This window comes from Microlunatus soli, from assembly GCF_900105385.1.
In the GTDB taxonomy this organism is placed as follows: domain Bacteria; phylum Actinomycetota; class Actinomycetes; order Propionibacteriales; family Propionibacteriaceae; genus Microlunatus; species Microlunatus soli.
Map to the genome: position 1 here is coordinate 1,728,753 of NZ_LT629772.1, position 24,724 is coordinate 1,753,476.

The following is a 24,724-nucleotide window of genomic DNA, read 5'->3' on the forward strand; positions in this document are numbered from 1 at the left end:
CTCGGTACGCCGACGCGGCGGGACCCGTGTCCGCCGCGCAGAACTGGAGCGTACGCGATCAAGGGCAACGGAGCGGAACCACACCGAAGCGAACCGGCTCAGCGCACCGCCTGGATCACCGCGCCGAGGACGACGACGGCGACCAACAGCACCAACAGACCCGTGACGATGATCCGACGCGTCCGGGTGTCCATGATCCTGAGCCTAGTTGCCTTGTCGGCGTCGCCTTACTGGCCTCGGCCATTCGGCTGGTTTACCGTGTGAGCATGGGCGAGCTACGGCTGTACGCCATCGGGATCGACGAAGTCCGGGACATGTTCGGCGCACCCGCCGGACTGGCCGAACGTCTGCGCCGGCAGGCCCAGGTCGCCTTGGCCCCGCCCGAGGATCCGCGGCACGGCGGTCTGTTGTCCCGGCTCGGCCCGATCTTCCGACGGCCGCCCGGCACCCCGGTGCTCGATCCCGACGATCCGATCCCGGCCGACCTGGACCGGATCCTGGCCGGCAGCTACATCCCGGCCGAACGCAGTGCGGCGACCTGGCGGCTCTGGGAGTTGTTGATCAAGGAGAACAGCTGGGGCTGCACCGGCCTGACCCTGACCGGCGAGGAGTTGGACAGCCTCGACTTCGCCCTGGCCCGCGGCGGCGTCCACGCCGCCGCCGGTCTCCGGCATCTGCTGACCACCCCGACCCAGCTGCCGCTGGTCACTCCACACGGTCTGATGGTCGGCTATCACACCGGCGACCAGGCGATCTGGATGGCGGAGTCCTACCACCAGGCGATCGGCGAGATCGAGTCCGAGGACCATCGAGAACTGGTCCGCCGGATCGCCACCTGGCTCGACGGCTTCGCCCACTGGACCGAACTGGCCCCTACCACCGCCCGCCCCACCCCCGACCTCATCGGCCTCTGGGGCATCTCCTGACCCCCAGGTCACAAGCCGGAACGCGATATATCAAGGTTAGGCACGTTCCAGCACCGCGGGAACGTGCCTAACCTTGATATATCGCGCCCAGGTGCTCACCCGGTGAGGGATCGTTAACCTGGGGACGTGTCGGACCGACTGCGGAGCGCTCTGGGCGAGCTTGCGGGCGCGATGTGTGCTGACGTTGGTCCGGCTGGGTTGGCGGCGCCGCCTGGGACGGCGCTCGGGGCGGACGTCGGCGACCGTGTCCTGGGTGCGGCGGTCGGTGACGCACAGCGGATCGACGGGGGCCGTCGGGTCCCGTTCACCACGACGACCTGCACCGATGCCGGGTCGGTGACCAAGATCATGGCGACGACGGCGGTGCTGATGCGGCTGGTCGACGACGACAGGCTGTCCCTCGACCAGTCGGTGGACGCGGTCCTCGGGCTCGGTCTGGCCAGTGACATCACGGTCCGGGACCTGTTGGAGCACCGGTCCGGGTTATGGGAGTGGTGGCCGCTCTACCTCGACTGCAGCGATCGCACCGCCGCGCTGGCCACGATCGGTACGCTTCCGCGGCGCTAGCCGGCACGCTCCGGTCGGCACTATTCCGATCTTGGATTCATGTTGCTCGGTGCGGTGATCGAATCAGTCACCGGACTGCGATTGGACCGGGCCGCCGAAAGCCTCGTCTTCACCCCGTACGGATTGGCCGACACCCGCTTCGGCACGCCGGTCGAGGGCAGGCCGGTCGCGGCCAGCTCTCCGGGCGACCGGATCGAGCGGACCATGATCGCGACCGGGGTGCCGTATCCGGTCGACGGTTCGCCGGACGACTTCGCCGGCTGGCGTGATCATCCACTCGTCGGTGAGGTCAACGACGGCAACAGCTTCCACGCGTTCGGATCGTGCGCCGGTCACGCCGGCCTCTTCACCTCGCTCGGTGACCTGCTGCGGTTCGGCCGGGTGATCCTGCAGAGCCTGGCCGGCAGTGGACCGATCAGCCGACGGACGGCGGACATCTTCGTCACTGCCGGTGACGACCCGGGTCAGGCGCTCGGCTGGCGGATCTGGCAGACCCCGGCCGGCCCTGCCATCGGTCACACCGGCTTTCCCGGCGTCGGCTTCGCCGTGCTACCGGACGCCGATGCCGTGCTCGCGATGATCACCAACCGGCTGCACACCGACGGCACGCCGGTCGGGCTGGAGGATCTCTGGCAGACGGCGCTGCACGGCATGATCGAGGCGGTGACGGCGACCTCGTCGACACCGACGGAGCCGACGGAGGGACCACGATGACGTTGCGGGTGGCAGGGATGATGAGCGGCACCTCCTACGATGCGGTCGATGTCGCGGTGGCCGACTTCGACCAGGACGGTGAGCTGTTGACCTGCACGCCGCTCGGCATGATCAGCCGTGCCGTCGCGCCGGAGCTGCGGGCCAGGATCTCCGAGCTGCTGCCGCCGAACGGCACCAGCATCGAGCAGGTGTGCCGGCTGGACACCGAGCTCGGGCAGCTCTTCGCCGACGTCGCCGGCGAGGCGGTGCAGCGGTTCGGCGATGTTGATCTTGTCGTCTCCCACGGCCAGACCGTCTTCCATTGGGTACGGGACAGCACCGTCCTCGGCACCCTGCAGCTCGGCAGTCCCGCCTGGATCGCCGAGACGACGGGCGTGGCTGTGCTGTCCGACGTCCGGACCCGGGACATCACCCGCGGTGGCCAGGGTGCGCCGCTGGCCGCCGTCCTGGACGCGTTGCTGGTGCTGTCCGACGACGTCCGCCGCGGTTCCCTCAACCTGGGCGGGATCGCCAACATCACCGTCCAGGACTCCCCGGTCCCCGGCACCGCGATCGGCGCACCGGAGGTGATCGCGTACGACCTCGGCCCGGCCGGCGCCCTTCTTGATCTTGTGATCGGTCGGCACACCGGTGGCGCCGAGCGGATGGACACCGACGGCCGACGAGCCGCCCACGGCCGGGTCCATGATCAACTCCTGGAACGGCTGCTGGCCGAACCCTACTATCGGCTCGATCCGCCGAAGTCGACCGGCAAGGAGCTCTTCCACACCGACTACCTGGACGCCATCATCGGCGACGACGACCTCGAGCTCGATGACCTTGTCGCGACCCTCACCGAACTGACCGCTCGACTGGTCGGCGATGCCTGCCACCGACACCAGCTGGCCGAGCTGGTGGTCGCCGGCGGCGGAGTCCGCAACCCGACCCTGATGGACCGGATCGGAGCGCTCACCGACGGCGTAGCAGTCCGCCCGATCGAGGACTTCGGGATCCCCGCGCAGGCCAAGGAGGGCTATCTGATGGCGCTGATCGGCTACCTGTCCTGGCATGGCCTACCGGGGACGATCGGCACCGCAACCGGCGCCAGTTCGCTGCTCGGCTCGTTCACCCCCGGCGCCGCTCCACTCCGGCTGCCGACAACCGAGACCATCGCTCCCAGCCGGATGCTGGTCGTCCCACCCGATGAGCGGATCTGATCAGAAGAGTGGGCCTGATCAGCTGGCGAAGATCTCTCGCAACGCGCCGAGTTGATCTTCGGACAGCTCGACGGCTGCGGCCGCGGCGTTGTCCTCGAGCTGTTCGACCGACGAGCTGGACGGGATCTGGGTACCCATGGCCGGCAGCGTCAGGATGTAGGCCAGGGTCAGCGTGCTGACCTTGATCTTCCACTCGGTCGCGAGCTCACCGAGCCGGTGGACGGCAGCGAGTTGATCTTGACCGATATCGGCGAAGGTGCCCTCGTCGAAGAGCCGGTCCCCCGGGCCGACCTTGGCCGGATCGAGGTAGCGATCGGTCAGCAATCCCTTGGCCAGCGGCGAGTACGGGACGAACGCGACCCCTTGATCGGCGCAGATGTCGAGCACCCCCGGCATCGACTCGCCGGTCAGTGGGTCGAAGCGGTTCTGGACCGCGATCGGACGACAGCGTCGGGACAGCGAGTCGCTGACCCGCAGGCAGTCGGTGAGCTGGTCGGCGGTGAAGTTGGACACCGCGAGGTAACGCACCAAGCCTTGGCTGACGAGGTCCTCGACGGTCTCCAGGCTCTCCTCCAGCGGTACCCGTTCGTCGAACCGGTGGAACCAGAGCACGTCGACGTAGTCGGTCTGCAGCCGGGCCAGCGACGCCTTCACCGATTCGGTGATCTGCAGCCGGGACAGCCCGGAGTGGTTGGGCGTCCAGCCGTCCATCCCGCCGTGCGTCTTGGTCGCGAGCACCACGTCGCGACGGCGCTCCGGATGGGCGGTGAACCATTGACCGATGATCCGTTCGGAGTTGCCGGAGGCGGCGTTGTAGCGATTGGCGGTGTCCCAGAACATCACGCCCAGTTCGGCGGCCCGGTCCAGGATCTTGATCGCGAGGTCGGGGCCGATCCGTGCTTCGTCGCCGGTGTCGGGGTAGCCGAACTTCCAGGTCCCCAAGCCGATCGCCGGGCCCTGCAGTCCACTGCGCCCCAGGAACCGGTACGGCATCGACTGGTAGCTGTCGGCCTGATAGGTGACGTTGTAGAGATCGGGATTCGGAGTCAGCGGGTCCACCAGGGTCTCCTTCGGCGAGATGCGTATCTGTTGTCCGGGCGGTGACAACCACCCGACGAGCAGGAAAGCGCTTCCGCGAAAGCCTATCGGCTGCTGTGCGGAGCCGATCGACCGGTCAGCCCGATCGACCGGTCAGCGCTGTGCGGCCTTGGCGATCACGATGGACATCGTCACCCAGTCGTTGCCGGCCGCGTCCTCGCCGTCGGCCAGAGCCCAGAGGACGTTGACCAGTTCGCGGACCAGCACCCAGTCCCGGACCCGGTCCTCGTCCAAGCCGGTGTGATCGACGACGGTGTAGATCCGGTCCAGGATGGCGTTGCGGACGTTGCCGGTCGCGACGATCTCGTCCCAGCGGTTCCACAGCAACGGCGCGACCTCGTAGTGCGGATCCCCTGACAACGGCTTCGGGTCGATCGCCAACCATTCGTCCGCCGATCCCTGAGCTTGTCGAAGGGCAGCCCGACGGGATCCGAGGACGTTGTCGAAGTGCAGATCGGTGTGGATCAACCGGCCGTCGGTCTGTGGGTCGGTCGCCAACCCCGAAGCAAGACTCGCGGCGTGGTCGATCAGCCGGCGCGGCACCGCCGGATGGTCATGCAGGGAGCGCAACCGGTCGGCCCAGCCGGCCGTCTCCTCCGACAGCCGCCGCAATTGCGGGATTGCCGGGATGTGCAGCCGTGCATACAGATCGGCCACCTCCCGGCATGCGTCCAGCGGATCAAGATCATCGAGGGTACGGGCACTGTCAGCGCGTTCCAGCAGCATCGCCCACCGGTGCGGGTCGGCACGCAACAGTCGGATCGCCCCATGACCGGCCCAACTGCGCAGTGCCAGGTGCTCGTGCTCGGCCTCGGGGTGCGGGAAACTGATCTTGAGTACGGCCGACGCGCCGTCGTCAGTGCTCACCGGCAGCACGTAGCCGGCGGCACCGTGCATCGCGGCCCCGTCCGGCGTCAGCGACCACTCAGCCAGCAGATCCTTGATCAGCTTCGGCAGTCGTTCCAGCCAGTCGGCCCAGTCCGGCGACTGACCGGCCTTGGCCAACAGACCGGCGGGGATCGACGAAGACATCCCGTTCATCCTGTCACAGCATCCCAACCAGCTGATCCGTCAGTTCCTCCCCGACTTGCCGGGCGAGTCGGGGAGAAACTGACGGGTCAGCGGAATGGGGTGGGCCTCCGCGGCGGCGATGTCACCGCAGCAACTCGATCTCACTGAGGGCGAATCGCCCCGGAGCCCGCGTGATCACCAGCCGGTAATGCTGATGGTCACCGGCATTGTCGATCATGAACGGCCGGGTCTGTCGTCGCCAGTCGAAGCGTTGGTCCGTCCGCTCGTCCAGCAGCACCCAGTCCTTGCCGTCGGCCGAGCCCTCCAGCCGCCAGGCCGAGGGGTCGCCGTCATTCTGCCCCGACGTCAGTGTGTAGAACTCCGCACGAGCCGGTTCGGTCAGCGACCAACTGATGGTGGGTGTCGCGGTGGCGAAGGTTGTCTCGGTCGTGGAGTCGTCGTCGAAGAGCTCGGTCGGCGTCGACGAGGATCCGATCAGGTCGGTCAACGGGGCCGCGATCCGATCATGATCGGTGATCGACGGCGGGGCCACATCCGCGCCCGCTGCCCAGGTGGACGGCTCGGCTCCGAGGGTGAAGTCCAGCGTCCCGCCGTCGCGCAAGGCGGCAGCATCGATCGACGAGGTCCGCACCGGTCGGCCGTTCAGCTGGACGGACTGGATGTAGTGGTGTTCGTGATCTTGGTCGTGGGCGGTGATCGACAGCGGCTCTCGGCCCTGCGGCCGGACCTCGGCACGCCGGAACAGCGGTGCGGTGACCGCATACTCCGGAGCGCCGACCCGGAGCGGATACAGCCCGAGCGCGCTGAAGATGTACCAGGCCGACATCTCACCGTTGTCCTCGTCGCCCGGGTAGCCCTGGCCGATCTGCTCACCGACGAAGAGCCTCTGCAGCACCTCCCGGGTCACCTGCTGGGTCCGGTGCGGGGCACCCGCGTAGTTGTACAGGTAGGCGATGTGGTGAGCGGGCTGGTTGGAGAAGCCGTACTGCCCCATCCGCACCGCCCGGGCCTCGGTCATCTCATGGATGACGGTGCCGTAGGTGCCCTTCTTGTCGGCCAACTCCGGCGTCGTGAAGAATTCGTCGAGCTTGGCCCGCAGCCCGTCCCGGCCGCCGTACAGGTTGGCCAGGCCACGGCCGTCGTGGGCGACGTGGAAGGCGAAGTTCCAACCGTCGGTCTCGGTGAAATCGCCGCCCCATTCGGCCGGATCGAATTCCTCGGGTGACTTGGCGAACTCGCCGTCTGCTCGCCGTCCCTGGAAGAAGTTGATCTTGGGATCGAAGAGCAGCACGTAATTCAGCGACCGGCGACGGAAGTAGACGGCCTCCTCGCTGAGCTGTCGGCGGCGATCGGCCGGGGTGGCCGGATCGGCGGCCAGCCGTTCGGCCATCAGGGCCAGTCCGAAGTCGTTGAGATAGCCCTCCAGGGCCCAGGAGACGCTCTCGTCGACGTCGGTGCTGACGTAACCGGTGAAGAGTCCTCGGTCGACACCTTTGCGTCCTACGGCGGGGTCGGTCGGGGTCACGGTCGCGTTGCGGAGCCCGGCGTCGTAGGTGGACAACGGATCCGGGAGTGGTACGTCCTTGACGTAGGCGTCGGCGAACGCGACGTCGGAGCTGGTGCCGGTCATCAGATCGGCGTAGCCCGGCGAGGACCACCGGGCGACCCAGCCGCCGTCGCGATACTGACTGACGAAGCCGTCGACGAGTTCGGCGGCCAGCTCCGGATAGAGGAAGGCGTAGGCCGGCCACGCCGTCCGGTAGGTGTCCCAGAAGCCGCTGTTGACGTAGACCTTGCCGGACTTGATCACCGCCGCCGTGCGGTCGTCGGTCGATTCGCCGTCCGGCGGCAGCACCGGGCTGGCGTAGCGATACTCCGGTTGATCAACGCTGCCCGCGTTCTCGAACTGGCTGTTCGGGTACAGGTTGAGTCGGTAGAGACAGCCGTAGAGCGTCCGCAGCTGGGGCTCGGTGGCGTCCTCGACCGTGATCACCGACAGCCGCTGCTGCCACGCCTGCCGGGCGTCCTGCCGGATCTCTTCGAGGCTGCGACCGGCAAGTTCCAGTGCCAGATTGTGCTTGGCCTGCTCGGTGCCGATGAACGAGGTGGCGATCCGCAGGACGACCTCCGACTCGTCGGCGAAGGAGGCCGCCCGCGCGGACGGTCGACCGCCGACGGTCGGTCCGAAGTCGGCCGGTGCGACGGAGAACTCGCCGTAGCAGTACATCCGGGTCCGACCGAACTCCGAGCCGTTCTCGACCCAACCGGTCAGCACGGTGCCGTCGATCTGATACCGGGCATGGTCATCGATGGTGTCGATGATCACGTGCCGTCCGGCCGCATCGGCACCGAAATCGAAACGGAAGATCGCGCCGTGGTCGGTCGGCGCCAGTTCGGCGACCACGCCGGAGTCCAGCCGTACCCGGTAATGGTCGGGACGTGCGGTCTCCTGATCGTGACTGAACGCGGCCGCTCGCTCGGCCGGATCGCCGAGTGGCTCGGTCGATGCCACCGGCATCACGATCAGCTGATCGCGATCGCCCATCCACGGGCTGGGCTGATGGGAGAAGGCCAGCCCCTGGAGCTCCGGCCGATTGTCGGCGTTGTTGGCACGGTGGTACTCATACGGCCAGCGATGGGTGCTCGCATTCGTCACCGGGGTGAGGAAGTTGAAACCGTTCGGCCACGCGGTGATCGGCAGATTGTTACCCCGGGAGAAGTCTCCGCTGGCGTTGCTGCCGCGCCGGGTGTCGACGTAGCCGACGAGATCGGCCGGATCGTTGCGGGCCGGCGCCGGGCCGATCTCGATACCGTCCAGCCAGCCGGTGAAATCCTGCCCTGCAAGAGAAGTCGGGGTATCGACGACCAGCACGACCTCGGCAACGGTCCGGCCGGCGGCAGCGGTCAGGTCGACCTGGACGTCGTTCCACTGGCCGCAGTAGAGGATCTTCGCCGCTCCCTGGCCGGCCGCACCGAACGCCATCTGATATTGGTCGGTCACGCCGAGATCGGAGAGCAAGCTGCCGTCGGAGAACCGGAGGTCGACCGCGGCGTAGGTCGCGACGTAGCTCAGCGCGTCGTCGAGCTCGGGATAGATCAGGTAGCGCAGCCGATCGCCGGCAGCCACCGGCACCGACCGTCGGTCGATCACCGCCGACTGTCGCCCGTCGGCCGTCCCGGCATAACGGGTCGCCTCGACAGAGGAGAAGCCTGCACCGTCCTTGCTGGTGGTTCCGTCGACGGGACCACTACCCACCTCGATGATCACGGCACTATGCTACGGGTCCGGGAAACGTTTCCGCCGACCCAGGACGCCTGAGGAGACATGCAATGACGCATCGCCCCGCCATCCCTGCTCGCCCACAATCTGCTGCCGGCCCAGCATCAGCTGAGGGTTCGGCGACCGCCACACCGAGGCTCAGCCGCCGCACTGCACTGACCGGAGGACTGGCAGCAACCGCCGCGGTCGCTGCCGGCTGGCGTTCGACGCCGGTCGCTCGGGCCGACGACGACCTGCCGTCCCATCTGGTGCGCGCCGGCCAGGCCTACTCCGCGCTGCAGGATCATCTCTACGACCCCGAGACCGGTCTCTATCGCGAACACACGCCGCAGACCGACGGCAATCCCTGGTCCTACGTGTGGCCCTTCTCCCAGGCCGTGGTCGGCACCCAGGTGCTGGCCGGTATCCCCGGTGTCGGCCGGCAGTATGCGTCGGCCGTCAGCAGCCGGTTCGACGCGCTCGAGGCCTATTGGAACAGCGAGACCACGCCGACGGGCTACGACTCCTATCTGCGTCCGCCGCTCGGCCAGGGCGGCGACAAGTTCTACGACGACAACGAGTGGATCGCGTTGTCCTTCCTGCTGCGGCACAACATGAGCCCGCACGGCGACAGCGTTGCGCTGCGTCGGGCCGCCGAGATCTTCGATCTGATCGTCTTCGGCTGGGACGACGACAGCTCACATCCCTGCCCCGGTGGCGTTTTCTGGACCCAGGCCAGTTGGAGCAACGACCGGAACACGGTGTCCAACGCACCCGGTGCCGAGGTCGGACTCCGGCTCTATCTGGAGACCGGGCAGCAGTCCTATCTGGACTGGTCGCTGAAGATGTATGAGTGGACCCGCAGCTACATGCTGGCGCCGAACGGCCTCTACTGGGACCACGTCAACCTCGCCGGTGTGATCGAAAAGACCCAATGGTCGTACAACCAGGGCGTCATGATCGGCGCCGGTGCGCTGCTCTACCGAGCGACCCGGGACGATCGTTATCTCCAACAGGCCAAGGACACCGCGGCGGCAGCGCTGGCGTTCTATGCCGAGGATGAGCGCTACTTCAGCCAGCCGGCGGAGTTCCACGCGATCTTCTTCGCCAACCTGCTGCAACTGTCGGTGATCGCACCGGATCCTCGTTACCGGCAGGCCCTGGCCTGGTACGCCGACGAGGCGTACCGGCGCTACCGCGCCCCGGACAGCGGGCTGTACACCTTCGAGGAACCGGTGCCGCTGCTGCATCAGGCCGCGATGGTCCGGATCGAGGGCATGCTGGCGTGGAAGCAGCAGGACTACTCCCGCCTGACCTGACCCGACCGCACCTCCAACACGACACCCGACAGGTCGGCCGTCCCGATCATCGTCCCCGTGGGCGGTCTTCCGCGGCCGACGGCCGCCGGTCGACGAGAGCCGACAGCGCGGCGGCGATGATCATGCCGGTGAGCAGGCCGATGCCGTGCACATCACCGACGGCCAGCATCGCGGCGGTCGCCGTGATCACGACCGCGGCTGCACCGAGACGCAGAGCCGACCGGGATGTGACGCGCCGCGCCAGGCCGATCGCCGCGACACCGGCACTGCCGGCGACCGCTCCGACGACCGGGCCGGCCAGCGCCAGTCCGCTGAGGTAGGCCGCGAAGAACACGGTGTACAGCAGCGCCGGCAGCGGCGGTGACTCGCGCCGGATCGCCGTCGTGACGACAAGTGCACCGATCAGCCCGGCGACCGCCGCCGACGAACCCGAGTCGACCCGATCGGGAAAGATCGCCGACGTCACCGCGATCGAGACGACACCGGCGATCAGGTAGATCGTCAACCACCTCAGCGGTCCGGTCCGACGTTCCACCGCTGATCCGGCCAGCACGATGCCGGCAAGGTTGAAGACGAACTGGCCGATCCCGTACCCCTGGACGAGCATCGGGGTGATCAGCCGCCACCACTGCCCGTGTCGGATCAGCCCCGGATCCTGCTGCAACGCGGTCACGATGCTCGGGACGAACAGCGCCGGGATGCTCACGACGGCGGTCAGTGCGGTCACGACGACGGTCGTCGGGCAGCGACGGAGGATTCCGGCGCGAGCGCTAGGTCCGGCAGCGGTCGGAGATGTGGTTCTGATCATGGTCCGATCATCGGGCTCGGGGCAGTGGTCGCACATCGGCAGTTCGGTGGTTCATCACCCGACTTTCGTCGCGGCTGCGGCACGGGGCTCCCGGACAACGATCAACCGGGCAAGGCATCGGCGTCGCTCGATCGCTGTGTCCATCGTCGTAGGTACCTGGTCGGCCCGTCGGTCGGTACGATCGCGGTTTCGGACCTCGTCACCGAGGAAATCAGGAGCCAGCCCGATGGACCAGCCTGCGGCGATCGACACCCACGCGCACATCTACCCGACCTGGTATCTGGATCGGCTCGAACAGATCGGCATCAACCCCGCGACCACCGCGATCGCCCGCGGCCTCGACGCGGACAGTACTGATCACGACATCGCCCAGCGGCTGCTCTGGATGGACCGTGCCGGGGTCGCCACTCAGGTCATTGCACCGACGCCGCAGGTCCCGGCCGGGCCGGACCCTGCGTCCAGCCAGGCAACGGCCCGGATGATCAACGACGAGTACATCGACATCGCTGGACGATACCCGGGCAGGTTCGATGTGTACGGCGCACCGCCGCTGCCCCACATCGACCAGTCGGTCAGCGAGATCTGTCGCCTGTTCGCCCGGACGCCTGCGGTCGGGGTGTCGATCACCACCACCCTTCCCGACGCCACGTCGATCGCCTCGCCCCGGCTCGATCCGGTATGTGCAGCGCTCGATGATCACGCGGCCGTGGTCAACATCCATCCCACCGGGTTCGGCGCGTTCTCGCCGATGATCACCGAGCCCCGGCTGGAGTGGGTCAACGGTGCCCCGGTGGAGGATGCGACGGCAACCCTGCAGCTGCTCAAGGCCGACATCCCGGGCCGCTACCCGCGGATCAGGTTCCACATCGCTCATCTGGGCGGCGACCTGCCGTTCCTCGCCCAACGCATCGAGGACAACTACGCCGACTGGAACGCCTTTCCGGCATCCCCGGTGCAGACGTTGCGCGCGATGTGGTTCGACGCAGCCAACTTCCACACGCCGTCACTGGTCCTGACCCGGAACACCTTCGGCAGCGATCGCATCCTGGCAGGATCGGATCACCCGTACTTCCAACACGACAAGTACGTTCGCGCCTTCGACTACATCAGGGCAGCACCACTACCGGACATCGACATCCACGACATCCTGGCCGGCAACGCCCGAGCCTTGTACGAGGGCCGCCGACCGACCGCGTGAAGGTGACGGGCCGGTCGGCGGTCGGTTGTGACTCAGCCGAACGGCTGAGCCTGCACGATGGTCACCTGCTGCTCGCCGTTCGGCGCCTGGTAACTGACCGTGTCGCCCACGGACTTGCCGGTGATCGCGGCACCCATCGGCGAGGTCGGCGAGTAGACGTCCAGGTCGAGGTCGGGGTCGAGTCCCATCATCTCCCGGTCACCGACCAGGAAGGTCACCTGGTCGCTGTCCTGTCCGAAGCGGACGGTGACCTGCATCCCCGGCTCGACCAGTCCGTCGTCGGGTTTGCGGTCGACCTCGACGGTCCGCAGCAGTCGGCGAAGTTCCTGTGCGCGGGCTCCGTCCGTCGCGGAGCCCGCCGGGGCCTGCTCCAACGTCGCGAGCTCGTCCTCCAACCGCTGCCGAGCGGTTTGGGTCATCCACACCGAATCCGTCGCCATACCTCACCTTCCCTGGGTTCGCGCGGTCCGCCGGAGTGGCCGACCTGCTGAGGGTGAAGTTCCTATCGTACAGAGCAGAGCGAATACTGCTGAATCAACGCATCGGACCGTGCGCCGCGCGGCGTGGATCTCAGCCCAGCAACTCCGGCCCCGCCGCCGTCCAGCCGATCCGGGTGGCTGCGATCTCCCAAGTCCGACCGTGATCGGCATTGCCCTGGAAGAACAGGAAACTGCTGCCGTCGTGATCGGTGAAAAGACCCGGATGGCCGCTCTCGGAGCTGTTCCAGCTGCCGGGCGCGCCGTTGGCGATGAACGGCTGCTCGGTGCCGCGGACCCAATCGATGCCGTCGGTGCTGGTCGCCCAGCCGATCTGCTGCGGCTCGTTGTTGTAGCCGCCGGCGTAGAACATGGTGAAGCGTTCGCCGTCCCAATGCAGGGCCGGTGCCTCGATGCAGTCCCGTTCCCAGTCCAACTCGGGGCGCAGCGCCGGACCGTCGACGCTGAGCTGGGTCCAGCTGTCCGGGCCGAACGAGCTGTCGATCGGTGCCCAGGCGGTGCCGACCATCTGCACCTCCATCTGCGGATCCCGGGTGGCCCAGGCCAACAGCAGCCGGTCGCCGGCGCGGACGACATCGGCATCGATCGCCCGACCGCAGGTCCAGTCGCCGGTCGGGGCGAAAACCGGATTCGCCGGATTGGCGGTGAAGCTGATGCCGTCGTCGCTGACCGCATGGCAGATCGCGTCGTCCCGGCCGTTGCCGTAGGTCTGGAAGAACAGATGGACCTGGCCATCGATGACGACGGCGCCAGGTGCCGCGGTGCCGTTGGCGTCGTAGTCACCGAACGGCCCGATGTCTGCGACCAACTGCCAGCTGATCAGATCGTCGCTGACCGCGACCGCCGACGTCCATCCGGCCTCGCCCGGCTGATTTCCCTGCGGCTGCGGGCAGGACTGGTCCGGCGGCAACGACACGTACAGCAGATAACGATCCCCCAGCCGCACCACCGACGGATCCTTGCTGAACGGCGCACCGATGCGTTCCCGATCAGCCCAGGGGTCCCCGATCAAGGCCGGGTGGACTGGATCGCCGGGTCTGTTGTGTTCCATGATCACGGCCCGCGCTCAGTCGAGGACCAGCACCAGGTCGCCGCCCTCGACCTGTTGCACACCGCCGATCGCCAGCCGCTGGACGGTGCCGGCCTTCGGCGCGGTGATCGCTGCCTCCATCTTCATCGCCTCGATGGTGGCGATGGTGGCTCCGGCTTCGACCGTGTCACCCTCGGCGACCTTCAGGCTGACCACGCCGGAGAACGGCGCCGGGACGTGACCCGGATTTCCGGTGTCGGCTCGTTCGGCGGCCTTGATGTCGACCTTGATCGAATTGTCCCGGACCCGGATCGGACGTAGTTGGCCGTTCAAGGTACACATCACGGTCCGCAGGCCGCGCTCGTCGGCCTCGCCGATCGCTTCCAGGCCGAGGATCACGCTGACGCCGCGACCGATCCGGGCGACATGCTCGGTCTCCTGCTGCAGGCCGTAGAGGAAGTCCGCGGTGTCCAACCGGTTGATGTCGCCGTAGGTCTCGTAGCCGGCCTCGAAATCCTTGGTCGGACCGGGGAAGAGCAGCCGATTCAGGGTCTGCTGCGCGGTCCGGCCGCCCTCGTCGAGCGCCTTCTCGTCGGCCGGCTCCAGGGTTTCCTCACGGACCGGTACGGTCCGACCGGCCAGCGCCTTGGTCCGGAACGGCTCCGGCCAGCCGCCCGACGGCGTACCCAGCTCACCGGCCAGGAAGCCGATCACCGAGTCGGGGATGTCGTACTTGTTCGGGTTGGCTTCGAAGTCGGCCGGGTCGGCGCCGACGGCAACCAGGTGCAGGGCCAGATCACCGACCACCTTCGACGACGGCGTCACCTTGGTCGGCCGGCCGACGATCTTGTCGGCTGCTGCATACATCGCCTCGATCTGTTCGAACTTCTCGCCCAGGCCGAGAGCGATCGCCTGTTGCCGCAGATTGGACAGCTGACCGCCGGGAATCTCATGATCATAAACGCGGCCGGTGGGGCTCGGCAGCCCCGACTCGAAGGGCGCGTAGATCCGCCGCACCGCCTCCCAATACGGCTCCAGGTCCATCACCGCACGAAGGTCGAGACCGGTCTCCCGTTCGGTGTGCGCGAGCGCGGCGACCAGCGCCGAAGCCGGCGGCTGGCTGGTGGTCGCCGACATCGGCGCGCTGGCCACGTCGACGGCGTCGACGCCGGCCTCGACGGCGGACAGCAGAGTGCCGATCTGACCACCGGCGGTGTCGTGGGTGTGCAGGTGCACGGGCAGGTCGAAGTTCTCCCGCAGGGCACCGACCAGCTTGGCCGCAGCCGGCGGTCGCAACAGTCCGGCCATGTCCTTGATCGCCAGGATGTGCGCACCGGCCTGGACCGCCTGTTCGGCCAGTCGCAGGTAGTAGTCCAGCGTGTAGGTCTTCTCGTCGGGATCACTCAGATCGCTGGTGTAGCACAGCGCGACCTCGGCCACGGTGCTGTTGGTCTCCAGTACGGCTTCGATCGCCGGCCGCATCTGTTCGACATCGTTCAGCGCGTCGAAGATCCGGAAGATGTCCACCCCGGTTTCGGCAGCCTGCTGGACGAAGGCGCGGGTCACCTTCGTCGGGTACGGCGTGTAGCCCACGGTGTTCCGCCCGCGGAGCAGCATCTGCAACGCAAGCCCTGGCATGTTGTAGCGCAGCGCGGCGAGCCGGTCCCACGGATCCTCGTGCAGGAAGCGCAGCGCGACATCGTAGGTCGCACCGCCCCAGCATTCGACGGAGAACAACTCGGGCAGCATCCGGCCGACGTACGGCGCGATCCGGAGCAGATCCTTGGTCCGCACCCGGGTGGCCAGCAACGATTGGTGGGCATCGCGGAAGGTGGTGTCGGTGACCTCGACCCTGGTCCGAGAACGAAGATCAGCAGCGAACTGCTGCGGACCAAGATCAAGAAGCCGCTGCCGTGATCCGGCAGGCGACGGTTGACCAAGATCGATTCCGGTCGGTCGCTTGTCCCCCGGATCCAACACCGTCGGCCGATCGCCGTGCGGTTTGTTGACCGTCACCTCCGCGAGGTAGCGCAGCAGCTTGGTGCCGCGGTCCCCCGGCGTCCGGGCGTTCAGCAGCTCCGGGCGCCGTTCGATGAAATGCGTGGTGATGTTCCCGGCGAGGAACTCCGGATCCTCCAGAACTGCTTGCAAGAAAGGAATGTTGGTGCTGACGCCGCGGATCCGGAACTCCGCCAACGCCCGCTTCGCACGAGCGATAGCGGTGCTGAAATCGCGACCGCGGCAGGTCAGCTTGACCAGCATCGAGTCGAAGTGCGCGCTGACCTCGGCGCCGGTATCGGCGGTGCCGCCGTCCAATCGCACGCCGGCACCGCCGGCCGACCGATAGGCGGTGATGGTGCCGGTGTCCGGCCGGAAGCCGTTGGCGGGGTCCTCGGTGGTGATCCGGCACTGTAGAGCGGCGCCGGTGATCTTGATCTGCTCCTGGTGCAGATCAAGATCATCGAGTGTCTCACCGGAGGCGATCCGGAGCTGCGCCTGGACCAGGTCGACGCCGGTGATCTCCTCGGTGACGGTGTGCTCGACCTGGATTCGCGGGTTCATCTCGATGAACACGTGCTGACCAGCACGCGGCCCCTCGGTCTCGACCAGGAATTCCACCGTGCCGGCACAGGAGTAGTTCAGCGATTCGGCGAACTTCACCGCGTCGGCGGTCAGCGCGGCGCGCAGTTCGTCGCTGATGTGCGGCGCCGGGGCCATCTCGATGACCTTCTGATGCCGACGCTGCAGCGAGCAGTCCCGCTCGAAGAGGTGGATGGTGTTGCCCTGCCCGTCGGCCAGCACCTGGACCTCGATGTGCCGCGGAGCGGTGACGGCCTGCTCGATGAAGACGGTCGCGTCGCCGAAGGCGCTGTCGGCCTCTCGCATCGCCTGGTCCAGCGCGTCCCGCAGCTCGGACGCCTCGTTGACCTGGCGCATGCCGCGGCCACCGCCACCGGCGACGGCCTTGACGAAGACCGGGAAGCCGATCTCCTCCGCTCCGGCGACCAACGCCTCGACATCGGTCGACGGCTCGGTGGACTGCAACGTCGGGATGCCCGCCTCGCGAGCGGCGGCGATCGCCCGCACCTTGTTGCCGGCCAGTTCCAGGACGTCGGCGGGTGGGCCGACGAAGGTGATCCCGGCCTCGTCGCAGGCGCGCGCGAGATCGGGGTTCTCGCTCAGGAACCCGTACCCCGGGTAGACCGCGTCGGCGCCGCAGGCGACCGCTGCCTGGACGATCGAGTCGACGTCCAGGTAGGCCCGGACCGGATGGCCGCGCTCCCCGATCAGGTAGGCCTCGTCCGCCTTGATCCGATGCACCGCATTGCGATCCTCGTACGGGTAGACGGCAACGGTGTGCGCCCCCAACTCGACGGCAGCACGGAATGCCCGGACAGCGATTTCCCCGCGATTGGCAACCAAGACCTTGGCGAACATAGCCAGGAATCTAACGGTTCCCGGCTGTCGGACCGAACTCGCGTCCCACACTGCTGACACCGGCGCCGTCCAGGAAGACGCTGGTAACCAGGCTGCTGGCCCGTTCGGCCTGCAACTCGCCGCTGAGCACCAGGCGCATCACCTTCTCGTACAGCCCGGTCAGCACCGTGAACTGCAACTCCAGCGGCACATCGGAACGCAGCGAACCGTCGGCGATGCCCCTGCGGAGGACGTCGAGTACCGGTCGGGCAATGCGTTCCTCCAGCTCGGCCGGCTTGGTCAGATGCCGGTCCCGCAGGTGGACCAGGGCGGCATACCGGGTGGCTGCCGCCAGGAACGCGCGGCTCAGCCGGGCCAGTGCTTCGGGTACGTCGACGGTCTCGAGTTCGGCCGCGGCGATATTGCCGGCCAGCTCTTCCATCGCGGCCACCGTCATGCCCTGCAGCAACTGCTCCCGGCTGGGGAAGTAGCGATAGAGGGTCGCCCGGCCGACGCCGGCGGTGGCAGCGATCTCGGCCATGCTGGCCGCGTCGCCCCGTTCGGCGATCACGGCGGCCGCAGTGTTCAGGATCGCCGCCCGAACACCACTGCGGACGGCGGGCTCCGGTGTCGTCCTCATGGCCACACCCTAACGCTGGACGGAGACGACTATGCTTCTGAATAAGACATCACTGTCTCATTCGCCGACAGGAGAGAACCATCATGGAGAGCAGGCGACAGCTCGGCCGGACCGGGATCGAGGTCTCCGCGATCGGGTTGGGCTGCATGCAGATGGGCGGCCGTGGCGTGATGGAGCAGGTGTTCCCGGTGATTCCGCAGCAGACCGCGACCGAGATCGTCCGCACCGCCCTGGACAACGGTGTCGACTGGTTCGACACCGCCGAGATGTACGGCAGGGGGCAGTCCGAGCGCGCGCTCAGCACGGCACTGACCGAGCTGGGTGTCCGGTCCGGGAGCGTTCGGATCGCCAGCAAGTGGACTCCGGTCGGGCGGACCGCGGCGAGCATCGGCCGGACCATCGGCGGCCGGCTGGACGCCCTGCAGGGATATCCGCTCGACCTGCATCAGATCCATTTTCCGGTCAGCTTCTCCGGCGTCGACGCGCAGATCGACGCGATGGCCGCGTTGGTCGGCTCCGGCCGGATCGCTGCCATCGGTGTCAGCAACTTCAACGCCCGCCAGTTGGAGCGCGCCCAGGCCAGGGCCCGTTCGCACGGACTGGTGGTGGCCAGCAACCAGGTGCAGATCAACCTGCTGCATCGAGACATCGAGACCAACGGCGTGCTCGCCACGGCGCGTCGTCTGGGGATCACGTTGATCGGCTACGCACCGTTGCGGCAGGGCATCCTGACCGGCCGGTTCCATGCCGACCCGGCGGCGCTGCGGGCGCTGCCGCTGATCCGGCGGACCATGATCGGCGGTGACCGGATGGTGCGCCGGTCGGAGCCGTTGATCAAGGAACTGACCGCGATCGCCGACGCGCACGGCGTCCGTCCGGGGCAGGTCGCGCTGGCCTGGGGTGATCACCAACTACGGCGACACCGTGGTCTGCGTGCCGGGTGCCTCGAAGCCGGCCCAGGCCGCCGAATCTGCCTCCGCGATGCGCCTGCGGCTCGATGCCGACGAGTTGGCTGCGCTGAACGAGGCTGCCGACCGGGCCACGAAGCCGCCGGCGCGGGCACGGCCCGGTCAGCGCGCGGCGTAGGTCAGCACGTCGGCCATCGAGCGGGTGTCGTCGGGGCCGCCGAGTTGGACCTGGCACATCCAGACAACGACGGTCCCGGTGGACGGGATCAGGTAGCCGGCGGTCCCGGTGCCACCGACCCAGCCATAGCGACCCGGGACGTTCCACGGATGGGTGGTCCGCAGGTCGACCCCGCCGCCGAAGCCCCAGCCCTGACCGTCCAGGAAGAGATGCTTCGGCCCGCCATCGACGTGGGCCGACGTCATCTGCCGTACCGAGTCCTCGGTGAGCACCTGATGTCCGTCGTGCTCACCGCCGGCCAGCAACATCGCGCCGAAGGCGTACCAGTCGCGGACGGTCGACAGCAGGCCACCGCCACCGCTGAGAAACGGCGGTTCGGCCGCCCACTGCCCGTCGGGCGGATCGATCAACTCCAGCCCGTCGTCGGTGTGCTGGTAGAGCGAGGCGATCCGTTCGACGTCGGTGCAGAAGAACGCCGTGTCCGCCATCCCGACCGGTCCGAGCACGGTGTCGGTCAGGACGTCGAACAGCGTGCCGCCGGCCGCTCGCCCGAGCAGCACGCCCAACAGCTCGGCACCGGTGTTGTAGGTCCATCCCTGCCCCGGCTGGTGCAGCAGCGGAACGGTGGCCACCCGCTGTAACCATTCGTCCGGCGCCGGGTGCTGCTGCGGCTGCGGCGGCCCCTCGCTGATCCGTTCGAAGAGCAGCTGAGCGATCGGCAGATCGAAGCGTTGTGGCAGCCCGAGGCCGCCGGAGAAGGTGAGCAGGTCACGGACGGTGACCTGCCGCTCGGCGGGCACCACGTCGTCCACCGGGCCGTCCAGGGTACGCAGCACCACCGGCTCGGCGAGCTCGTCGAGCCACCGATCGATCGGGTCGTCGAGTCCGACCAGACCCCGTTCGATCAGCACCATCGTCGCTGCTGCGACGATCGGCTTGGTGATCGACGCGATCCGGACGATGGTGTCCTCCGACATCAACGGGCCGCCGACCGTCTGCTCGCCGGCAAAGGCGATCTCGATCTCGCCATCACGCGCCACCAGGGCGCCTGCTCCCGGAACGTGTCCGCTGGTGCAGGACCGATCGAGGATGCGTTGCAGTTCACCCATGTCGACACACTGCCAGATCCGCCCGCCGGACGCCGACGGGATGACGATCACCGGGGCTCAGGTCACCGATGGGACGGGCTGTTCACCGAGACCGTGAGATGACTGGTCACGTGCTGCACGCTGCTGCCGACCAGCACCCAGCCCGCGACGGCCGTCGCCAGCACTGCGCCGAGATCGCCCTCCAACCGGGTCACGAAGTGCTCCGATCCCCGAAACGTCCCGTTCTCCTTGGCCAGGTCGATCGCGGCGTAGATGTCGCGCATGTGGTCCGGCACGGTCCCGGCCCGGACCTCGTCGGCCAAGGGATACAGCGACCACTCGGCCGCGGCGTACAGTCCGGTCTGCCTGCCCTCCGGTACGTCGACCGGACGCGGTCCGGCGCCACCGGGAAGGTCGCAGACCACCTCGCCCGGGCAGCCGCGGGACAGCTGGATGGTGAGCGACGCGTGCTCGCCGGTCGATGCGATCGCCGCGGCCAGGTCGGTCAGGTAGCGCAGCAACTCCGGCTCGCTGCCACCGACGTAGCTGCTGACATCACCGATCTGCACCACGAGTCCGCCCGGATCCGTTGTCTGCAAGGCCTTGCTGATGACGTCGGCGTACCGGTCGGTCATCACCGCCGCCGTCACCCGGGCGCCGACCCCGAATCGCATCGGGTCGTCAATGATCTCGGTCATCCGTCCACCTCACCGGTCGTCGGCACGGTGGACCGGGCACCGTGCCCGAGCCAAGTTCGCTTCCTTCGCTGGCATCATCCAGATCAGGTTCAACGGTCGGAGTCGAATGCTCCCTCTCAGCCCCTCCTGTGGCGGGCTCCCGTGCTCATGATCAACCTAACAGCACCGACTGGTATCCCGCGTCCGAAGGTCGTGCGAGGAGTCGGAGGCTGAAATGGTGAGCTGCAGAGGCGGAGCAGGTGCGCATGCTGGGGCATGTCAGCCGACGACAACGCAGCAGATCGCCGCTTCGGGCGTTCGAATAGGGTGCCGGATCAACGACTCACCACACTAGGACGTGCTGCGGACCGGTGCGTCCTTGCGTCTGGAAACCTTCGGCGGCCAGCCAGCGATGACGACCGCTCGCGCGAGCAGGATCAGGCCGACGCCGGTCAGCAACGCGCCGGCGGCGATCTCACCGGCCAGGATCGACACGATGACGCTGTCGTCGGCGGTCCCGAGCAGCCGCTCGGCCAAGCTCTGGTAGGCCAACCGGCTGAACACACCGAGGGCCAGCAGCACCGAGCCGATGCTTCCGGTCACCCGGCCCCGCCCGTCGGCCCGGCCGATGAACAGCCAGAGGGCCAGCAGCAGCCCGATGACCACGAGGACGCCGGCGACGATCGGACCGGGAGTCATCAGCGATCACCTGTCCTCGTCCTCGCCTTGTCGGCTCGGATCACGGCCAGGGCGAGCAGGATCAACCCGCCAGCGGCGGTTGCGGCGACCAGCACGGCACCGACGCCGTACACCAGCGAACCCGTCCCGTAGGCACTGCCGAGGGATCCGTTCAGGGCGGCGATGATCATGCTCGCGAACAGCAGCGCGACACCCAGAACGCCGAACGTCCGGGCTCTGCCCATCGCCTGCATGTTGATCATGACCACGGCGATGACGAAGCAGATGACGATGACTGCAGCGGACAGGAACTCCGCGGCCGGTATCCGAAATTCGACCATCGCGGCCACCCTAGCCTCCCGACGGTCCGAAGGCTCGCGGATTTTCTGGACCTGGTATCAGGTACGCGGACTCACCGCCCGTGATCGGCCGAAGCCAGGTCGTGCAGCGCACCGGCAAGGCGGTGTGGATCCCGCCGTGCGATGTTGTGCCCGACCGGGATCTCCAGGACTCGCCATCCGGGATCGTGACGTAATCGTTCGGCCAAGGAGACGAACGGGCTCCCCGGCCACGCGCCACCGCTGATGAAGGTCCTGTTCGGCAGCGGTCCCGCATCACCGGCCAGCCGGACCGTCTGGACGAACGAGGCGAGCGGGTGCGGCCTGGCCCGTGGGTCGAGCCCGTCGGGCACCGCGACCCACCGGCCGTCCGCTGCTGAGCCGGCGATGAACTGCGCGCGAAAATCGTCACTGGTCAACGACCAGCAGGAATCGCCGTCGTCGGGAACGTAGGCATCGATGAAGATCAACTGATCGAGACGATCCCCGAGCCGGTCGGCCACTCCGGCGATCACCATCCCGCCGTAGCTGTGTCCACACAGGGCCAGTGGTGAGTCGCCCCCTGCTTCGATGACCTCGGCCACCTGATCGATATGGGTGTCGAGGTTAGGAGGACTGCCGACCTCTGCCGGCCCCTCGGTCCCCAGGCCGGCCAACGTCAGCGCCTCCACCTGGTGACCGTTGCCGCGGAGTTCGGCCGCCACCGTGTCGAAGACCCAGCCGCCCTGCCAACCGCCGGGCACCATCACGAACTTCACGACCAGAGCCTATTCCGCACCCGTCCGCCGCGGTCGCTCGCCCGCGGTTGTCGAGATCGAGGAAGGAAGTGGCGGCCGCACAAAGTTGATCATGACGGTCGCCGGCACCGGAGTTTAGGCGCTGCGTCCGCCGTGGAGGCTGGCAGGTGAACGGACACGGGCAGACCTCCCGCGCAGGGCCGTTCCTGCAGAACGTCGGACCCCGCCCGACGCGCGTAGCCGGCGATTGGTGAGTCCGTCGGGTGACGAGCGCCGTGCAATCACCCGTGAGATGCGCGAGCAGACCGGATGTCCGCGATGAGCTTGCGCACGCTCTGATCCAGCGGCATCGCACTCGCGTCGAGGAGCACATCAGCTCCGATCCGGTCCTTCTCCAGCGACCATTCCTGATAACGCTCGGCAAGCCAGTAGCGATCGCGAGACGGAGACGTACTGCGGGACGGGTCTGCCTGTGCCCGTGGCAGCGCGGCCTCGAGCGGAGTCGTCATGGCCACAGTGATCATCGCGGCGGCCTCAGGTACCTGCTCGAGCAAGATCGACACCTCATCCTGACTCGATATCCCCTCGGCAATGACGCACGTCAGGTCATCACGAGCCCACTCCCCAGCGACCATCGCAAAGATGCGGGACGCGGTGTCCCAGCTCGGAAGGGTCGGACGAGCCATCTCGGCAATCTGATCAAGCTCGACCAGAGCCACCCGCTCGCCTTCGCGACGCAACTCCGCCGCGAGTGCGCGCGCGATCGTGCTCTTACCGGACGCCTGTGGTCCGACCAGCAGAACGAATGCCAGCGAAGACGATTCCATGCTCACCTTGGACACGTTATCGGCTGGGGCTGACCACGGATCCCGCTGCCGGAGACGATCGAGCGTCGGAGCGGTGTGCTCATGATCAGTGACCCGACAACTCCCGCGTTGCTGGCCCTGACGCCCACCTGGGTCAGTTCCCCAGCCGATGCCGCTGGCCCACCCCGGCAACCATCTCCGGGGTGAAGCACAGGTCATCGACCGCGTCGTCGGGTCGGTCTGCCCTCGGCAGAGTGGCTCGGAGGTCAAGCACTCGTGTTGAGTCCGAGAGGATGGCATCGTCGTTGTGCACGGTCGGACGCTACAGCCGGATCGACACCTGTCGCACTCGCGTAACCTGCCCGCAAGCCGTTGGAGGGCACGGTCGGTGCCGTCCGGTGCGTCGTCACAGAACTCCGACGACAATCTGTCCGTCTTCGGCCGATCTCGCCGACGGTCATCGCACGAGGCTGCTGTGCCTACCGGTCGATCGGGATACGGGTGGAGTCGACGGTGAACTCGGCCAACGCGTCGCGGATCGGCTCCGAGCACAGGCCCGGGCCGGTCGGTACCGTGACGGAGCCGTTGTCGATCGTGATCGGCTCGGTGATGTCGGTGCGGTAGAAGCGGTCGGAGGCGGAGATGTCGCCGGGCAGGGTGAAACCGGGCAGCGCAGCCAGAGCGGCGTTGGCTGCCCGACCGATGCCGGTCTCGATCATGCCGCCGCACCAGACCGCGATGCCGTGGGCGCGGGCCAGGTCGTGGATCTTGCGGGCTTCCAGGTAGCCACCGACTCTGCCGGGCTTGATGTTGATCACGGCAGCCGCACCGAGGGTGATCGCGTCGGCGGCGGCCTCGGCGGAGACGATCGATTCGTCCAGACACATCGGCGTCCGCATCTGCCGGGCCAGCTCGGCGTGCTGGCGGAGATCCTCCTCGCCGAGTGGCTGTTCGATCAGCAGCAGGTTGAAGTCGTCCAGCCGTCGCAACAGCGGGGCGTCGACCAAGGTGTAGGCCGCGTTGGCATCGACCTGGAGCAGCAGGTCATCGCCGAACCGCTCCCGGACCGCGCGGACTGGCGCGATGTCGCGCCCGGGTTCGATCTTCAGCTTGATCCGCACGTAGCCCTGATCGAGATAGCCCTGGACGGTATCCAGGAGTTGATCAATGCTCGGCTGGATGCCGATGCTGACCCCGGACGGTACGGAGTCGCGGACCGCTCCCAGGTAGTCGGCGAACCGGAGGTCACGACTGCGCAGTTGAGCATCAAGGACGGCCATCTCCACCGCGGCCTTGGCCATCCGGTGTCCGACGATCGGCTTGAGCAGATGGTCGACGGTCTCTGCGGTCAGGTGTTCGGCGGCTGCCAGGATCGGCAGCAGGAAGTCGCCGATCACCCGGCGGGCGCCGGCGGCGTACTCGCTGGAGTAGAGCGGCTCGGCCATCGCGACGCACTCACCCCAGCCGGTGACCGGATCGCCATGATCATCGCGGGCTCGCAGTTCGAGGATGACGGCGATGCGTTCGGTCTGGGTGCCGAACGAGGTGGTGAACGGTGCCACCAACGGCATCGAGACGGTGTGCAGCAGCAACTCGTCGATCTTCATCGCAGC

At 67.7% G+C, this 24,724-nt stretch carries 20 protein-coding genes, 2 pseudogenes and 1 riboswitch; of the genes and pseudogenes, 7 read left to right on the forward strand and 15 right to left on the reverse strand.

The features are described 5' to 3' along the window. Positions 1 to 266: 266 nt before the first annotated feature. The 3 genes and pseudogenes from BLU38_RS08080 to BLU38_RS08095 all read left to right on the forward strand — a co-directional run bounded on the left by BLU38_RS08080 (position 267) and on the right by BLU38_RS08095 (position 3,403). Entirely contained in the window at positions 267 to 926 is a 660-nt protein-coding gene (locus BLU38_RS08080; RefSeq protein ID WP_091522694.1) for a DUF7691 family protein, read from the forward strand. Positions 927 to 1,097: 171 nt separating this feature from the next. Beyond that, positions 1,098 to 2,207 (forward strand): annotated as a pseudogene (locus tag BLU38_RS31620) (serine hydrolase domain-containing protein). After that, positions 2,204 to 3,403 (forward strand): anhydro-N-acetylmuramic acid kinase, encoded by a 1,200-nt coding sequence (locus BLU38_RS08095; RefSeq protein ID WP_091522706.1) that lies wholly within the window; start codon positions 2,204 to 2,206, stop codon positions 3,401 to 3,403. The pseudogene BLU38_RS31620 and the gene BLU38_RS08095 overlap by 4 nt, the downstream one beginning before the upstream one ends. Before the next feature lie 18 nt (positions 3,404 to 3,421). Here the strand turns inward: BLU38_RS08095 and BLU38_RS08100 are convergent, their stop codons facing one another. From BLU38_RS08100 to BLU38_RS08110, 3 genes are all read right to left on the reverse strand, one after another. Next, positions 3,422 to 4,462, reverse strand: a complete 1,041-nt coding sequence (locus BLU38_RS08100) for an aldo/keto reductase (RefSeq protein ID WP_091522710.1) — start codon at positions 4,460 to 4,462, stop codon at positions 3,422 to 3,424. A gap of 132 nt (positions 4,463 to 4,594) precedes the next feature. Further along, entirely contained in the window at positions 4,595 to 5,533 is a 939-nt protein-coding gene (locus BLU38_RS08105) for an aminoglycoside phosphotransferase family protein (protein ID WP_091532116.1), read from the reverse strand. Positions 5,534 to 5,654: 121 nt separating this feature from the next. Next, positions 5,655 to 8,801 (reverse strand): GH92 family glycosyl hydrolase, encoded by a 3,147-nt coding sequence (locus BLU38_RS08110; protein ID WP_091522713.1) that lies wholly within the window; start codon positions 8,799 to 8,801, stop codon positions 5,655 to 5,657. A 62-nt stretch (positions 8,802 to 8,863) separates the two neighbouring features. Between BLU38_RS08110 and BLU38_RS08115 the strand changes: the two genes are divergently transcribed. After that, on the forward strand, positions 8,864 to 10,111 hold the full coding sequence (locus BLU38_RS08115; protein ID WP_091522717.1) for a glycoside hydrolase family 76 protein: 1,248 nt from the start codon (positions 8,864 to 8,866) through the stop codon (positions 10,109 to 10,111). Positions 10,112 to 10,157: 46 nt separating this feature from the next. Here the strand turns inward: BLU38_RS08115 and BLU38_RS08120 are convergent, their stop codons facing one another. Then, on the reverse strand, positions 10,158 to 10,838 hold the full coding sequence (locus BLU38_RS08120) for a rhomboid family intramembrane serine protease (protein ID WP_157683295.1): 681 nt from the start codon (positions 10,836 to 10,838) through the stop codon (positions 10,158 to 10,160). Positions 10,839 to 11,145: 307 nt separating this feature from the next. Between BLU38_RS08120 and BLU38_RS08125 the strand changes: the two genes are divergently transcribed. Further along, positions 11,146 to 12,117: an amidohydrolase family protein gene (locus BLU38_RS08125; protein WP_091522725.1), complete on the forward strand. Its 972-nt coding sequence runs from the start codon at positions 11,146 to 11,148 to the stop codon at positions 12,115 to 12,117. A gap of 32 nt (positions 12,118 to 12,149) precedes the next feature. On the opposite strand, the gene BLU38_RS08130 is transcribed toward BLU38_RS08125, so the two are convergent. The 4 genes from BLU38_RS08130 to BLU38_RS08145 all read right to left on the reverse strand — a co-directional run bounded on the left by BLU38_RS08130 (position 12,150) and on the right by BLU38_RS08145 (position 17,701). Beyond that, on the reverse strand, positions 12,150 to 12,536 hold the full coding sequence (locus tag BLU38_RS08130; RefSeq protein ID WP_231920232.1) for a GreA/GreB family elongation factor: 387 nt from the start codon (positions 12,534 to 12,536) through the stop codon (positions 12,150 to 12,152). A gap of 151 nt (positions 12,537 to 12,687) precedes the next feature. After that, on the reverse strand, positions 12,688 to 13,665 hold the full coding sequence (locus BLU38_RS08135) for a family 43 glycosylhydrolase (protein WP_091522733.1): 978 nt from the start codon (positions 13,663 to 13,665) through the stop codon (positions 12,688 to 12,690). 15 nt (positions 13,666 to 13,680) lie between these two features. Further along, positions 13,681 to 17,082: a pyruvate carboxylase gene (locus BLU38_RS08140; protein WP_091522736.1), complete on the reverse strand. Its 3,402-nt coding sequence runs from the start codon at positions 17,080 to 17,082 to the stop codon at positions 13,681 to 13,683. Between the two features lie 10 nt (positions 17,083 to 17,092). Next, positions 17,093 to 17,701, reverse strand: a complete 609-nt coding sequence (locus BLU38_RS08145; protein ID WP_091522740.1) for a TetR/AcrR family transcriptional regulator — start codon at positions 17,699 to 17,701, stop codon at positions 17,093 to 17,095. Positions 17,702 to 17,871: 170 nt separating this feature from the next. Here BLU38_RS08145 and BLU38_RS32300 point away from each other — a divergent pair. Continuing rightward, positions 17,872 to 18,540, forward strand: a pseudogene (locus BLU38_RS32300) (aldo/keto reductase); the annotation flags it as partial. A 61-nt stretch (positions 18,541 to 18,601) separates the two neighbouring features. Beyond that, positions 18,602 to 18,787 (forward strand): hypothetical protein, encoded by a 186-nt coding sequence (locus tag BLU38_RS31360; protein WP_197680040.1) that lies wholly within the window; start codon positions 18,602 to 18,604, stop codon positions 18,785 to 18,787. Here the strand turns inward: BLU38_RS31360 and BLU38_RS08155 are convergent. The 7 genes from BLU38_RS08155 to menC form a co-directional block, all read right to left on the reverse strand. Next, positions 18,772 to 19,896, reverse strand: coding sequence for a serine hydrolase domain-containing protein (locus tag BLU38_RS08155; RefSeq protein ID WP_091532118.1), 1,125 nt, complete (start codon positions 19,894 to 19,896; stop codon positions 18,772 to 18,774). The genes BLU38_RS31360 and BLU38_RS08155 overlap by 16 nt on opposite strands. 62 nt (positions 19,897 to 19,958) lie before the next feature. Next, positions 19,959 to 20,573 carry a YkoF family thiamine/hydroxymethylpyrimidine-binding protein gene (locus tag BLU38_RS08160; protein WP_091522743.1) on the reverse strand — a complete coding sequence of 205 codons (615 nt, stop codon included), beginning with the start codon at positions 20,571 to 20,573 and terminating at the stop codon, positions 19,959 to 19,961. A 43-nt stretch (positions 20,574 to 20,616) separates the two neighbouring features. Continuing rightward, positions 20,617 to 20,726, reverse strand: a riboswitch (TPP riboswitch). A 177-nt stretch (positions 20,727 to 20,903) separates the two neighbouring features. Continuing rightward, entirely contained in the window at positions 20,904 to 21,251 is a 348-nt protein-coding gene (locus tag BLU38_RS08165) for a hypothetical protein (RefSeq protein ID WP_091522747.1), read from the reverse strand. After that, on the reverse strand, positions 21,251 to 21,571 hold the full coding sequence (locus BLU38_RS08170; protein ID WP_157683296.1) for a hypothetical protein: 321 nt from the start codon (positions 21,569 to 21,571) through the stop codon (positions 21,251 to 21,253). The genes BLU38_RS08165 and BLU38_RS08170 overlap by 1 nt, the downstream gene beginning before the upstream one ends. Before the next feature lie 71 nt (positions 21,572 to 21,642). After that, positions 21,643 to 22,326: an alpha/beta fold hydrolase gene (locus BLU38_RS08175; protein WP_197680041.1), complete on the reverse strand. Its 684-nt coding sequence runs from the start codon at positions 22,324 to 22,326 to the stop codon at positions 21,643 to 21,645. Between the two features lie 260 nt (positions 22,327 to 22,586). Beyond that, positions 22,587 to 23,132 carry an AAA family ATPase gene (locus BLU38_RS08180; protein ID WP_231920378.1) on the reverse strand — a complete coding sequence of 182 codons (546 nt, stop codon included), beginning with the start codon at positions 23,130 to 23,132 and terminating at the stop codon, positions 22,587 to 22,589. A 458-nt stretch (positions 23,133 to 23,590) separates the two neighbouring features. After that, positions 23,591 to 24,718, reverse strand: coding sequence for an o-succinylbenzoate synthase (gene menC / locus BLU38_RS08185; RefSeq protein WP_091522757.1), 1,128 nt, complete (start codon positions 24,716 to 24,718; stop codon positions 23,591 to 23,593). Positions 24,719 to 24,724: the final 6 nt, after the last annotated feature.